The sequence below is a fragment of the Streptomyces sp. NPDC030840 genome, assembly GCF_055572015.1.
Genome location: NZ_JBVIEE010000003.1, coordinates 473,531 through 486,532, shown reverse-complemented (window position 1 = coordinate 486,532; position 13,002 = coordinate 473,531). Strand labels below are relative to the sequence as shown.

At 73.4% G+C, this 13,002-nt stretch carries 11 protein-coding genes; 4 read left to right on the top strand and 7 right to left on the bottom strand.

Translation table 11 applies throughout. The annotated features are described in order from the left end of the window. The 4 genes from ACZ49J_RS09505 to ACZ49J_RS09490 all read right to left on the bottom strand — a co-directional run. On the bottom strand, window positions 1-700 hold a 700-nt coding region (locus tag ACZ49J_RS09505), incomplete at its 3' end, for a DUF4328 domain-containing protein (protein WP_467447209.1). 72 nt (window positions 701-772) lie between these two features. Then, the gene (locus ACZ49J_RS09500; RefSeq protein WP_467446985.1) at window positions 773-1,729 is read right to left on the bottom strand and encodes a CPBP family intramembrane glutamic endopeptidase; all 957 of its coding nucleotides are present in this window, start codon (window positions 1,727-1,729) and stop codon (window positions 773-775) included. 117 nt (window positions 1,730-1,846) lie between these two features. After that, complete coding sequence (locus ACZ49J_RS09495) at window positions 1,847-2,506, bottom strand: response regulator transcription factor (protein WP_467447207.1); 660 nt, start codon at window positions 2,504-2,506, stop codon at window positions 1,847-1,849. Between the two features lie 37 nt (window positions 2,507-2,543). After that, entirely contained in the window at window positions 2,544-3,821 is a 1,278-nt protein-coding gene (locus tag ACZ49J_RS09490) for a sensor histidine kinase (protein WP_467447205.1), read from the bottom strand. A gap of 193 nt (window positions 3,822-4,014) precedes the next feature. On the opposite strand from ACZ49J_RS09490, the gene ACZ49J_RS09485 reads away from it, so the two are divergent. The 3 genes from ACZ49J_RS09485 to ACZ49J_RS09475 are packed head-to-tail and all read left to right on the top strand — an operon-like array spanning window position 4,015 to window position 7,642. Continuing rightward, a complete protein-coding gene (locus ACZ49J_RS09485) occupies window positions 4,015-4,290 on the top strand; it encodes a hypothetical protein (RefSeq protein WP_467446983.1) in 276 nt (91 codons plus the stop codon). Beyond that, window positions 4,287-5,039, top strand: a complete 753-nt coding sequence (locus tag ACZ49J_RS09480) for an ABC transporter ATP-binding protein (RefSeq protein ID WP_467446982.1) — start codon at window positions 4,287-4,289, stop codon at window positions 5,037-5,039. Before ACZ49J_RS09485 ends, ACZ49J_RS09480 begins: the two co-directional genes overlap by 4 nt. A 2-nt stretch (window positions 5,040-5,041) precedes the next feature. After that, window positions 5,042-7,642, top strand: a complete 2,601-nt coding sequence (locus ACZ49J_RS09475; RefSeq protein WP_467446980.1) for an FtsX-like permease family protein — start codon at window positions 5,042-5,044, stop codon at window positions 7,640-7,642. A gap of 85 nt (window positions 7,643-7,727) precedes the next feature. On the opposite strand, the gene ACZ49J_RS09470 is transcribed toward ACZ49J_RS09475, so the two are convergent. After that, window positions 7,728-9,422 carry a lysyl oxidase family protein gene (locus ACZ49J_RS09470; RefSeq protein ID WP_467446979.1) on the bottom strand — a complete coding sequence of 565 codons (1,695 nt, stop codon included), beginning with the start codon at window positions 9,420-9,422 and terminating at the stop codon, window positions 7,728-7,730. A gap of 412 nt (window positions 9,423-9,834) precedes the next feature. On the opposite strand from ACZ49J_RS09470, the gene ACZ49J_RS09465 reads away from it, so the two are divergent. Further along, on the top strand, window positions 9,835-10,767 hold the full coding sequence (locus tag ACZ49J_RS09465; protein ID WP_467446978.1) for an SCO2400 family protein: 933 nt from the start codon (window positions 9,835-9,837) through the stop codon (window positions 10,765-10,767). Between the two features lie 59 nt (window positions 10,768-10,826). Here the strand turns inward: ACZ49J_RS09465 and ACZ49J_RS09460 are convergent, their stop codons facing one another. Together ACZ49J_RS09460 and ACZ49J_RS09455 are read right to left on the bottom strand one after the other, a co-directional pair. Then, window positions 10,827-11,189 (bottom strand): DUF952 domain-containing protein, encoded by a 363-nt coding sequence (locus tag ACZ49J_RS09460; protein ID WP_467446976.1) that lies wholly within the window; start codon window positions 11,187-11,189, stop codon window positions 10,827-10,829. Window positions 11,190-11,344: 155 nt separating this feature from the next. After that, window positions 11,345-12,661 (bottom strand): serine hydrolase domain-containing protein, encoded by a 1,317-nt coding sequence (locus tag ACZ49J_RS09455; RefSeq protein WP_467446974.1) that lies wholly within the window; start codon window positions 12,659-12,661, stop codon window positions 11,345-11,347. Between the last annotated feature and the right edge of the window lie 341 nt (window positions 12,662-13,002).

Sequence of the window (13,002 nt, the reverse complement as noted above, 5' to 3'; positions counted from 1 at the left end):
ATGCGGTGGATCCGGATGCGGTGGCCGCCGGTGAGGAGCCGTCCAGGCGGTCCTGCTGCGTCCTCGTGAGAGTGCGGACGACGAGGGCGGCGGCCACGGCCGCGCCGATGACGGCCGCGTCGGCCAGCAGCAGCTGCCATACCTCCGTGTAGGCGCGCACGATGACGTCGTCCTCGTCGTCGGCGTAGATCAGGCCCACCCCGCCGGCCATCCCGGCCAGCCACAGCGTCCACCACCAGTTCACGACGCTCGGCAGCCGCTCACCCGGGGCGCTCGCCCGGTGGACGTCCACGACGATGCCGCGGGGCACCCAGAGGTTCATGACGGGCACGATCCAGCCCGCGTACACCCAGATCCCGGAGTAGCGCGGGCGCTCCCCCGAGAACGCGCGCGCGTTGTCGCGCACCCGCTCCAGCCAGGACACGAACGTGACAGCGCAGAGCAGCGTGACGGGGGCGCCCAGGGCGTTGACGATGTGGTAGCTGTCCTCCAGCGCGGTCGGCAGGCGGTGCTGCCCGCCGCCCTGGTCCATCGGCCCGGACGCCGGCATCCCCGCCACGGCGAGTCGTACGTGCCATACGGCGCGCACCGCCCAGGCGACGGCCGCCAGGGCGAGGGCCGCGATGGCGACGTATGCGCTTCGGCGGACCGGGCGCAGCGGGAGCTCGGTCTGGTGATCGTTCACCGGGTCAACCTTCATGTCCATGCTCTTAGGGACGAGCGTTCGGTTCCTCGGGATGCAGGGTCGCACGCATTCACACACACCCCGCACTCAGACCCCCCGGCCCGGCAGGGCGCCGCTCCGGGACGCCGGCTGGCAGCCGAGCCGCCCCCGGGTGGCGACGACCAGGATCAGGGCTCCCGACACGGTGCAGAGCAGGGTGGCGCTGCTCGCGGTCTCGGTGGACAGCCCCGGGAACATGTCCGACCAGGCGAGGGAGTAGTAGTTGTTGACACCGCAGTGCAGCAGCATGACCAGCGGCATGCTGCCGCCGGAGCGGTTGAACACCCAGGTCATCACGAAGCTGAAGGCGACCGCGGTCCCGACGAACTTCAGCACCGTCACCCAGGTCACGTGCTCGCCGCCCCACTCGGTCAGGAACAGCGGCAGGTGCCACACGCCCCACAGCGGGCCGACGATGAGCGTGGCGGCCAGCGGACCGTGGCGGTCCTGCAGGCGCGGCATGGCGAACTCGCGCCAGCCGGGCTCCTCGGCGAGACCGGTGGTGACCATCTGGAGGAGCAGGCCGGGCAGGAACGCGGCCAGGATCATGACGGACGGCACCTGGGGTGCGCGGTCACCCAGTTCCATCGAGACGATGGTCAGCGCCGCGGGCACCGAGACCAGGACCACGGCGTACCAGCGCCAGCTGACGCCGAACCTCGTCATCCGGCGCCGCCAGGACCGCAGTCCGGCACGCCCCTCGGTGACCCCGGTGACCAGCAGCGCCGAGGTGATCGGGCCGAGGTAGGCGCCGGGCAGGACGCCGAGGAGCTGGCTGCCGCCACTGCCCCCGGGGAAAGCGAAGTGCCACAGGCCCAGGCCGTTCCCGGACAGCACGTACGGCGTCCAGGCCGCCCAGCTCAGCAGGTAGGCCAGCGAGAAGAACCAGGTCAGGGGGCGTCGGCGGATGCTGCCCCGCAGGCCGGTCGTGCGGTTCTCCCGTACGCCGTCGGCGGCGGCGACGGCCGGTGCGGTCTCGGTGCTGACGGGTGCTTGGGTGCTCACCGCGATGTCCCTTCGGAGGGGGCTGACGTGATGGATTCAGCACATCAGCCACGCGTCCGGGGGTCATTGCCGTGCGTGCCCCGAGGAGCGGTACAGCAGGCTGTACCGCCGGGGTCGTCACGCCGTGCGGCGAGCGTCCTCCAGGTACCGCAGGACCGCGGCCACACGCCGGTCCACCTGGTCGGCCGGCGACAGGTCGAGCTTGGCGAAGATGCTGCGGATGTGCTTGTGCACCGCGCCGTCCGTGACCACGAGCCGTTCGGCGATGGCGCTGTTGCCGAGCCCCTCGGCCATGAGGGCGAGGACCTCCCGTTCGCGCGGGCTCAGCCGTTCCAGGCGGGTGTCCTGGTGGGAGCGGGTGAACAGCTGGGCGACGACCTCGGGGTCGATGGCGGTGCCGCCGGACGCCACCCGGCCCAGCGCGTCGAGGAACTCCTCCACCCGGCCGACCCGTTCCTTGAGCAGGTAGCCCAGGCCGTTCACGCCGCCGGTGAGCAGCTCGGTGGCGAAGGACTGCTCGACGTACGCGGACAGCACGAGGACGGCGAGGCCGGGGCGGCGGCGCCGGGCCTCCACGGCCGCGCGGACGCCTTCGTCGGTGTGGGTGGGCGGCATCCGTACGTCGAAGATGGCGACGTCGGGCTTGTGCGTGTCGATGGCGTCCAGCGCCCCGTCGGGAGTGCCCGCCGTGGCCACCACGTCGAGCCCCTCCGCGCGCAGCAGCAGCGCGAGCCCCTCGCGCAGCAACGGGTCGTCCTCGGCTATCACGATCCGCAGGTCACGGTCCGTCAGCTGGTCACGGTCCGTCAGCAGGTCACGATCCACAGGGAAGGTCCACTTCGAGCGTCGTCGGCCCGCCGGCCGGGCTGGTCACGCGGAGCGTACCGTCGTGCGCGGCCACGCGGCGGCGGATCCCGGTGAGTCCTGAGCCGCTTTCCTCGGCGGCTCCGCCCCGGCCGTCGTCCTCGATCCGAAGGTTCAGCCGGCCGCCGCGGGCGCGGACCGTCACCGCCGCCTGGGTGGCGCCGCTGTGTTTGGCGATGTTCGTCAGGGCCTCGGCGACGACGAAGTAGGCGGTGGCCTCCACGGACGCGGCGCATCTCTCGGGTGCCTCGACGTCGGTCCGGCAGGGCACCGCGCACTCGGCGGCCAGCCCGGCGAGCGCTCCGGCCAGCCCCCGGTCGGACAGCACCGGGGGCAGGATGCTGCGCGATACGGTGCGCAGCTCGGCCAGTGCCTGTTCGGCGGCGGACTGGGCGCGTTCGAGGATCTCGTCGGCGCCGGCCGGGTCGCGGGCCACCTGGCGGCGGGCGGCGCCGAGCAGAACGGTGACCGTGACGAGCCGGTTCTGGGTGCCGTCGTGCAGCGAGCGCTCGATCCGGCGCAGCTCGGTGGCGTGGGCGTCCAGGGCGGCGGCGCGGGTGGCGGTCAACTCCGCGACCCTGAGGGAGAGATCGGTGCCGGGTCCGGCCGCGAGGAGCCGCCGCCCGGGCCCCGCCTGCAACCGCGCCATCCCGGGTGAGAGCCCCAGGATGATGGCGGTCCAGCCCACGCCGAGCAGGGACACGGCCAGCGCCTCGGGCCAGGACTGCGCGGTGCCGAGGCCGACGGACGTGGCGGTCGCGTCCCTGGGCGCGAACGGCCACAGCAACGGGAAGACGGTGTCCCGGACTGCGACCAGCGGCAGCAGCACACCGAGCAGGCCCAGCAGCAGCCCGAGCGTGGCGTGCCGGCCCAGCCAGCGCAGCTCCCGCCGGGTGGTGGGGTCGACGAGGGCGAGCCGCAGCCGCGTGGGCGGAGGGTCGGGCGCGAACACCTCGGGGCCGTAGCGGGCGAGCCGGGCGCGTTCCCGGCCGGCCAGGGCGTGCAGCGCGCCCAGTGCGGCGGGCGCCATCAGCAGCCCGACCCCGGCGAGACTCGTCACGGCGGTGACGGCCAGCCAGACCAGCACGAGCAGGGCGAGCAGGGCCGTGGTCAGTCCGCTCCCGAGCTGTCCGGTCGCGCTGCCCGCCGCGCTCAGGGTCCGTACGGCGATGTCCTTGAGGTTCGCGTGCCGCTCCCCTGCCCGCTCCTGGGCCGCGATGTCCCGCATGGCCATGCGCCCTCCCTTCCTTGTTGGCGAACGACCTTATGCAGCCCGCGAGTTCGGCCGCAGCCCGGGAGCGGCGGAAGTACAGCCTGCTGTACCTCGAACCGGGTCGGCTGCGGGATCGGCCGGGAGGGGGCCCGGTCCATAGCGTCGGAGACACACCGCCACCGAGGAAACCGAGCAGAGGAAAGCCCTCATGACGAGCACGCACACGGACCCGTACCGCCTCACGACCGCCGCCGGCGCGCCCGGCACGGCGTCGCCCGCCGACTCCCCTGCTTCCGCCGACTCCGCCGTCTCCCGTGGGGACGTCGTCCGTGGGCTGCTGTGGACCGTGCTGGTGATCAGCGTGGTCGGCAACTCGGTGGCCTCCTTCGGCGGCGCCGGCATCGGGGTGCACCTGGCCTTCGGCGTCGTCACCGCCCTCTGCGCGGCCGTCCTCGTCGTGCGCGGGCTGCGGGCCTCCCGATGAGCGCACCCGCCGCGGCGGCCACCGCCCGGAAGGCGCCCGCCATCGCGCTGGCGCGGCTCTCCAAGACCTACGCGGGCGGCGTCCGCGCCCTCGACGACGTGTCACTGACCGTGGAACACGGCACGTTCCTCGCCGTGATGGGCCCCTCCGGCTCCGGCAAGAGCACGCTGATGCACTGCGCCGCCGGGCTGGACTCCCCCACGTCGGGCAGCGTCCGCGTCGACGGCCACGAGATCGCCGGCCTGAACGAGACCCGCCGTACCGAACTGCGCCGGGAACGCGTCGGGTTCGTCTTCCAGGCGTACAACCTGATCCCCTCGCTCTCCGTCGAGGACAACATCACGCTGCCGCTGCGCCTGGCCGGCCGCCGCCCCGACCGGGACTGGGTGCGCACGCTGGTCGAGCGGGTCGGTCTCGCCGGCCGGCTCGACCACCGCCCGGGCGAGCTCTCCGGGGGCCAGCAGCAACGGGCCGCCGTGGTAAGGGCGCTGGCGGCGAGACCGGCCGTCGTGTTCGCGGACGAGCCGACCGGCGCGCTCGACCTGCGCAGCGCCCACCAGGTCCTCGACCTGCTGCGCGACCTCGTGGACGAGCTGCGCCAGACGGTCGTGATGGTCACCCACGACCCGGCCGCCGCCGCCCGCGCCCACCAGGCGCTGGTGATGGCCGACGGCCGGGTGGTCGAGTCCCTGGACGCCCCGACCGCGCCGCGACTGGCCGACCGTCTCGTCGCGTTGGGGGAGCGCTGACCATGCTGCGTCTCGCCCTGCGCATGGCCGCCCACCGGATCACCGCGCTGCTCGCCGTGGCGTGCGCGGTCCTCGGCGGCGCGCTGATGATCACCGCCACCGGGGTGCTCGCCGAGTCCGGGCTGCGCTCCCAGCTGCCGCCAGGACGGCTCGCCGGGGCGGACGTCGTGGTCGCCGCCGACCAGGAGTACCACCCGGACCAGGACCTGCCGATCGCGCTGCCCGAGCGTGCCCCGGTCCCGGCGGGCCTGGTCGACCGGCTGTCCGGGCTGCCGGGTGTCACCGACGTCGTCGGTGACATCGGCTTCCCGGCCGCGCTCGTCGACGCGCACGGGCAGGTCGTACCGGTGCGGGCCGGGGACCCCGCATCGGCCGGACACGGCTGGTCCTCCACGAAGCTGCTGGCGGACGAGCGCGTCGAGGGCCGTGCGCCGTCCGGGACCGGCGAGGTCGCGCTGGACCGTGCGACCGCCGCCGCGGCCGGTGTCCAGGTGGGTGACCGGGTGAAGGTCGTCGCGAACGGCGGGCCCGCCGCGTCCTACCGCGTCTCGGCGGTGGTCGGCGCGACTCGGCCCACGCCGGCGCCGGATGCCGCCGTCTACTTCGCCGACGCGACGGCCACGCGGCTCTCCGGCCGCGACGGCGGTGACAGCGCGGTCGGCGGGGGACCGCGCGCCGGGACCGTCGACCTGATCGGCCTGCGGACCGAGCCCGGTACCGAGAACCGGGTCGCCTCGGCGGTACGTCACCGGATCGCCGACACCGGGCTGAAGGTCCTCACCGGCGCGGACCGCGGCGAGGCCGTGGCGCCCGGCGCCGGCTCGGCCCGCTCGCTGCTCGTGCTGCTGTCCGGTTCGCTCGCCGGGATCGTCCTGCTGATCACCGGGTTCGTCACGGCGGGCGCGCTGGGCGTGGCCGTCGCCGGACAGCGCCGGGACCTGGCTCTGATGCGTGCCGTGGGGGCGACCCCGCGGCAGATCCGCCGCCTGGCCGCCGCCCAGTCGACCCTCGTCGCCGCCGTGGCCGTGGCGCCGGGCGTGGGCCTGGGCTATCTGCTGGCCGGTCAGTTCCGGAGCATGCTCGCGGACCGGGGCATCCTCCCGCCCGAACTCCCCCTGGCCATCAGCCCGTTCCCCGCGCTCGCCACCATCGTGCTCATGGCGGCGTCCGTGCGGATCTCGGCCCGGTGCGCGGCCTGGCGCACCTCCCGCATGCCGGCCACCGAGGCGGTCGCCGAGTCCCGCAGCGAGCCCCGCCGGCCGTCGAGGCTGCGGACCCGCGCCGGCCTGCTGCTGATCGTCGCCGCGACCGTCCTGTCGGCGGCCCCCCTGCTGTCCCGTACCGTCCTCGGTGCCTCCACCACGTCCATCGCGGGCATCGTCGCCGCGATCGGACTGGCGCTGGCCGGACCTGCCCTGGTCAAGGGCGCGGGCACCGCCGCGGTACGGCGTCTGCGGCCCGGCACGCCCGCCCCCACCTGGCTCGCGATGGCCAACGTCCGCGCCTACGCGTTGCGGATCGCGAGCGTCGTCAGCCCGCTCGCCATGGCGGTCGTGTTCGTGCTGACGTACACCTTCGCGCAGACCACCGTCATGGCCGCCACCCAGCAGGACACCCGCACCGGCACCCTCGCCCAGTACCGCGTGAGCGCGCCGGGCCTGGGCGGACTGCCGCCGGACACCCTGTCCGCCCTGAAGGACGTGAAGGGCGTACGGGCGGCGGCACCCGTCAGCACGACCAGCGTCGTGTGGTCGTACCGTCAGTTCGGGGACACGGTGGCCGAGTCGAGTTCCGCGGTGATCCTGGCGCCGAACGCGGCGGACGTCGTCGACCTCGGCGTACGGGACGGCGGCCTGGCCGCCCTGACCGGCGCCACGGTCGCCGTGAACAGCGAGGTCGCCCGCTCACGCGGAGCCAAGAAGGGGCAGCGGGTGCGGCTGGTCCTCGGTGACGGGGCCAGGGTCGACGCCCGGGTCGTCGCCGTCTACGACCGCGGCCTCGGCTTCGGCCCGGTGGTCCTCTCCCACGACCTGGCCGCCGGCCACACCTCGACGGACCTGGACCAGAGCATCCTCGTCCGCACCGACGGCACCGCCGCCGCCGGGCGCGCCCTGAACGCGCTGGCCGCCGCCCGGCCCGGCCTGGCCGTGGCCACGGAGGACACCGGTCCCGGCTCCGGTACGGGCGGCACGGACGGCACGGAAACTCCGCCCGAGGTGTGGATCAACCTGGCCGTCATCGTGGTCCTGCTCGGCTACCTGCTGCTGAGCATCGCCAACAAGCTCGTCGCCGCCACCGCCCAGCGGCGGGCCGAGATCGCCGCCCTGCGTCTGGTCGGCACGACGCCACGTCAGATCCGGGTGATGATGCGCCGGGAGGCCGCGGTGATCGCCTCCGCCGCGCTCACCACGGGCCTGCTGCTGTCCGCCGTCCCGCTCGCGCTGCTCGGCCAGGGCTTCCTCGGCCGGCCTTGGCCAGAGGGCCCTGTCTGGCTGCTGCCGGCCATCGCGGTCACGGTCGTGGTGACGGCGTTCCTCACCATCGACCTGCCCACCCGTCAGGCCCTGCGCACCCCGCCCGCCGAGGCCCTGCGAGCGCCGTGACGGCACCCGCGACGTACGAAACTCCCAGGTCGGTGACCTGGGAGTTTCGTCCTGCGGGCCCTGGTTCTCGTCCTGTGGGGCCGGGTTACGGGGCGTCGATCAGGTCGTGCGGCGGGACCTGCACGGTGCGGGCGCCCGGCGTACCGCCCAGGATCACCTTGCGGAGGGCGACGTTGTTCTTGAGGTTCGTCTCCTTCAGCCGCTTCTCCGGGTTGGCGATCACCTGGATGTAGTACGTGCCGTTCGGCAGGTCGGTGACGTCGAAGGACTGGCCGGGACGGTACTGGGTGTACGTGTCGCCGGAGCCGACGTCGAGGACCTCACGCACGGAGATCGAGTTCTGCTGACCGCAGGCCGTCTCCAGATCGGTGTTGTACGGATGCCAGTTGGCGTTCTTGACCGTGTAGTCGACGGCGTCGGTGTTGGCCAGGCAGAACGCCTCCTTGCCGCTGCGCACCTCCCTGGTCTGGTCTTCGCTCAGCAGCCGGTAGCTGGCGAAGTCCGTGAAGTGCCAGTGCTCGTGGCCCTCGCGCGGGTCCCACTCCATGGTGCCGGTGGGCGTGTACCCGACCTGCTTGCCGTCCGCGTCGTAGAAGTACTGGTACGCGTCCATCAGGTCCTTGCCGGGGCTGCGGAAGCCGTCCACGACGAGGGGCGCGGGGCCCGCGTTCCAGACGTTGGCGCTGAAGGCGAGGTAGTCCTTGCCCGGCGCGTCGCCGTCCTCGCCGTCGGTGATGGCGATGTCCCAGGCCGGCAGGGACCGCAGGTCCGGCTTCGGCACGTCCGCCGGGACGCCCGCGCGGCCGGTGGGCCGCTTGGCGTTCGGCTTGAGCGCGGGCGCGATGCGCGAGCCGTCGGTGTGTCCGCGCCCGTCACCCAGGTGGGACGCCGTACCGCGGTCCACCAGCGCGTGCGACAGGGCACCCGGGGTGGGGGCGTCGGCGCCGCGGGGGCCGTAGTGGTGGGAGGCCCGGCCGGACGGTGCGGAGGGCGCGCCGTGGCCGGAGCCGTGGCCGGCTCCGTGCTGGGCGGAGGACCGCGAGGAGGCCAGACCCTCGCCCTCGCCGTCGTCGAACTGCCGCACCGTCAACTTGATGCGCGGCCGTTCGTCGGGGATGCCGAACAGATCGCGGTACTTCTTGGCCACCGAGACCGTGGCCGTGTACTCGCCCGCCGGCAGGTCCACCGGCCGGTTGTAGTCGAACGTGCTGGTGTTGGACGCCCAGCCGTTCTCGACACCCCAGACGGAGCCCAGCGTGAACGGGTTGGTGGGGCAGCTCTCCGGGTAGCGCGAGGTCGCCGGGGCGTCCGGGCGGATACGGCCCGCGGCGTTGTTCGGGCAGTAGGTGCCCTTGTCCTTGGCCACGACCTCGCCGGCCGTGTTCTTGATCGTCACGTTGAGGAAGCCGGACAGTCCGGTGAAGTCCTTCACCATCCCGGCGGGCAGCTTCCTCGTCTTCGTGGTCGTGCCGTCGCGGAGGACCTGCTTGGCGACGACCGGGTCCTTGTACGACTTGCGGGTCACCTTGAACTCGAACGGCGCGCCGTCGACCGTGAGATACGTGCCGAGGTCGAGGTAGACACCGCCCTCCCCCTCCCAGCGGTCGAGGGTCACGGAGTTCGACGCGGCGATGAGCTTGAGCTTCGGCGTCCCGGGTGTGCTCGCCGTGCCCGCCCCGGCCCCGGGAGCGGCCCCCGCGACGGCGGCGACCACGGTGAGCGCGGCTCCGGTGGAGAGCGCGACACGCCGTGCGCGACTGCGGTGTTCCTGTCTGGTCATCGGTTCCTCGTCTGCGAGTGCCATGGTCAGTGGCATCGGACTGGACAGCCCACGGCCGACCGACGGCAGGGCGCATCCCACGCACCCCGCGCCGAAACTGTGAGCAATCTGTGAGACAGCTGAAAAGACCGCCGAGGTTGCCTGGTGAGGCCGAAAAAAGGGGGAAGGGATGAGGGATACATCCGGGGCCGAACGTCCGGGAACACCCCGTTCATCCGCTGTCCGTCGAGTGACGGATGGCCGAAACCCATGCTTCGGGCCGGGGAATCCGTGCAGGAGTGTCACACGGCCTCCACACACGCATTCGAATGTCTCGTTACGGTTACAGGCCGACCGATACCACGCGCGACCGTGACCAGGCCGCCCCCGGCTGGGTCGACGGGGGCCCTGTCAACCCGGGAAGACACCACTGATGGACTACTGCTCCTCGTGCCGTCGACATCTCAATGGCGCCCTGGTGTGCCCCGGGTGCGGCGCCTACGCCCCGGACATCGCTCCGGCGACCTCGGGCGGCCTTTCCCTCCCGCCCCGGACCACCACGGCGCCGACCGGCGACCCGGCGGACACGGCCGCGCCGTGGGAGCCCGCGGAGTCGCGGAACTCGTGGTTCGAGAGCGGTCCCGGCAGCACGGCGGCGCTCGGAGCCGGCGTGCACGAGTCCCCGGCGACCGGCCCGTCCGGTGACGTCGAGGACGTAGCCGGCCCCGAAGGCGCCCCGCTCGCACCGGAGGGGCGGGCCGCGCGGCGGCGCCAGCGGGCCCGCTGGAAGAAGAGCCAGCGCCGTGCCGTCGTCGCGACCACCGTCGCCCTCATCGGGGGCGGCCTGACCTTCGCCTCGATGGACCGCTCCTCCTCCACCGACAAGGCACAGGCGGCCACCGCGCCGGAACTCCCGCGCACCAACGGCGGAGTCGAGGAGCCGACGACGGAGTACACCCTCCCCGAGTCGCCGGGGAAGCACGCGCGCGGCTCCTCGCCCGCCCCCGCGAAGTCGCCCGAGACCGACTCCCCGCGCGAGCAGTCCGCCGCCGCCCCGCCGCATGTCTCCCGCCAGCAGGCCCGGCCGGACACGGACACCGCTCCCCGCACGGACACGCCGGCGGCCCCGAAGCCGCAGCCCACCTCCCCCTCCACCGGCGGATCGGGCTCCGGCCAGAGCGACGACACGGGCTCGGACGCGCAGACCCCCACGCCCGCCCCGCCCGACGACTCGGGCTCGGGCTCGGGATCGGACTCCGGCTCCGGCACCGGCTCCGGCTCCGGCTCCGGCACGACACCGTCGACCCCGGCCCCGGAGGAGACGGCACCGGATCAGCTCTGCCTGCTCGTGGTGTGCCTGGGCTGACCGGAAGGCCGGCCCGACCGGAAGGCCGGCCCGACCGGAGGGCCGGCCCGACCGGGAGGTCAGCTCGACTCCTCCAGCCCTGCCGCCCGCCCCTCCTCGTCCCACCGGACCGTGAGGACCCGCACGACGGCGTCGCGGTCGAGCGGCCCGAAGACATGGGGGAACCGGACGTCCTCCGGGACCCCGGGCGGCGGCACGGGAACCGGCTCCTCCCACTCCACCGTGGCGGTCAGCCGTTCCTCTTCGAGCAGCAGCACCAGCAGCGGCCTCGGCGCGGTCCGGTAGAAGGCGTTGACGACGGCCAGCGTGGTCGGCTCGTCGGGCGAGCAGTGCACGAATCCGTCCTCCGCGAGGGAGGAGGGGGCGTACGGCCGGGCCGGGTCGGCGGTCCAGTCGGCGAGCGGGACTATGTGGTAGAGCATGGGGCGGTTATACGCCACGGGGATCCACGAGCGGCACGCCGCCCTCTCCGTACCGGCGCCGAGCCTCTCCGTACCAACACCGAGGGGCGGCCGGGCGCGGAAGCGCGCGCCGACCGCCCCTCCGAGCCTGTCACGGCCCAGCGACTACTGCGTGCTCAGCGACGGCTGAGCCACGTGCCGGGAGCCAGGTCGGCACCGGGCAGCACCTCCGGGAGCAGCCGGCGGGTGTCGGCGGTCGCCGTCCGGGACTCCGGCTCCGCCCCGGGCCCCGTGGCCGGGCAGAGCGCGCGGGCGATGTGCGTGTTGAGGGCGTCGTCGATCGGGCTCGGCTCCCACGCGGTGCCGTCCTCGTTGAGGCGCTGGTACTTCATCAGGTTGAAGGCCAGGGCGAGTTGGCGCTCGCCGTCAGGGCTGGACAGGGCGATCGTGCCGGCCCCGAAGACCGCGCCGTCGTGGCCCCAGAACCGGCCGCAGCCGGGCACGTCGAGGGCGTAGAGACCGAGGCCGTAGTGGTCGAGGACGGCCGCGCCCACGCGCACCGGCACGGTGCGCCGCATCTCGTCCAGGGCGGCCCGGCCGATCAGACGGCCCTCCAGCAGGGCGCGGTAGAAGCGGTTGAGGTCGTCGGTGGTCGAGACGATCGCGCCCGCCGTGTTCGCCCACGACATGTCGTAGACGCTGTAGTCGCGGGGCGGGTCGATCAGGCCGTACCAGGACTCGTACATCCGGCCGTGCGGGCCCTTGATGTACGGGGTGCGCGGGTACGTGGTGTGGCGCAGCCCGGCCCGGTTGATGACGTTGCGGGTGAGGTAGGTCCCCGCGTCCTGGCCGGTGACCTTCTCCAGGATCAGCCCGGCGACGACGTAGTTGGTGTTGGAGTACGACCCCGGCAGTTCGCCGGGCCGTCCGGTGGCGGGCGCCTCCAGGCCGAGCCGGACGAGTTCGCCGGGGCGGATCGAGCGGAAACGTTCCTCGTCGAGGCTGGACGTGGAGCCCTGCGCGAGGGAGGGGAAGGCGCCCGCGATGTAGTCGGCGATTCCGCTGGTGTGGTTCAGCAGCATGCGGACGGTGATCTCCCGGCCGCGCTCACCGGGTACGAGGTCCGGGAGGTAGTCGGCGACGGGCGCGTCGAGGCGTATCCGGCCGCGTTCCACCTGCTGGAGCACGGCGACGGCGGTGAAGGTCTTGCTGATGCTGCCCACGCGCTGCCGCATGCCGGGGGTGACGGGGCGTTTCGTGTCCACGTCCGCGAGCCCGGCCGCGCCGGTCCACCGGTCGTCGCCCTCACGGACGGACGAGAAGGCACCGTACATGCCGGCCTCGTGCACGGCGCCGAGCGTGGTGCGCAGGGCGGCGCGGTCCAGTCCGTCCGCGGGTGGGGTGGTTCCGGTGCCGGCGGACGCCGCGGGTAACGCGGTGGTCAGCAGGAGCGTGGTGCCCAGGACGGTGCCGATGAGCCGGGTGATGCGCAAGGTTGGTTCCTTTCCAGGTCCGGACATGCGAGTACCTGCGAGGCACTGACCGCGTAATTGTCATGGACTGACCATGCGCCTTACATCCTCCCCACGGAGGATCAGACCCGGTGAGATCTCTCCAGCGCGCAAGGGAGCGGACCGATATGACGGAGCGTCTGCCTCATCCGACACCGCCGGCGCCACCGTTCCGCAGAACAGTGCTCGGCGGCCGCCGCAGCCCGCGCCGCGGGACTCGGCAGTGAGGAGGGACCGCCGCCGAGCCGGACGCGCAAGGGCGAGCGATCGTCCCAGGGGTTGGCCTGCTCGATGCGTCAGAACGCAGTCGTAGCAGTCGGGCC

Bases quoted from the DNA above. Each gene is read 5' to 3' on its own strand.
- ACZ49J_RS09470 (WP_467446979.1), bottom strand. From the start codon at position 9,422: ATGACCAGACAGGAACACCGCAGTCGCGCACGGCGTGTCGCGCTCTCC.
- ACZ49J_RS09460 (WP_467446976.1), bottom strand. From the start codon at position 11,189: ATGCTCTACCACATAGTCCCGCTCGCCGACTGGACCGCCGACCCGGCC.
- ACZ49J_RS09480 (WP_467446982.1), top strand. From the start codon at position 4,287: ATGAGCGCACCCGCCGCGGCGGCCACCGCCCGGAAGGCGCCCGCCATC.
- ACZ49J_RS09465 (WP_467446978.1), top strand. From the start codon at position 9,835: ATGGACTACTGCTCCTCGTGCCGTCGACATCTCAATGGCGCCCTGGTG.
- ACZ49J_RS09490 (WP_467447205.1), bottom strand. From the start codon at position 3,821: ATGCGGGACATCGCGGCCCAGGAGCGGGCAGGGGAGCGGCACGCGAAC.
- ACZ49J_RS09485 (WP_467446983.1), top strand. From the start codon at position 4,015: ATGACGAGCACGCACACGGACCCGTACCGCCTCACGACCGCCGCCGGC.
- ACZ49J_RS09475 (WP_467446980.1), top strand. From the start codon at position 5,042: ATGCTGCGTCTCGCCCTGCGCATGGCCGCCCACCGGATCACCGCGCTG.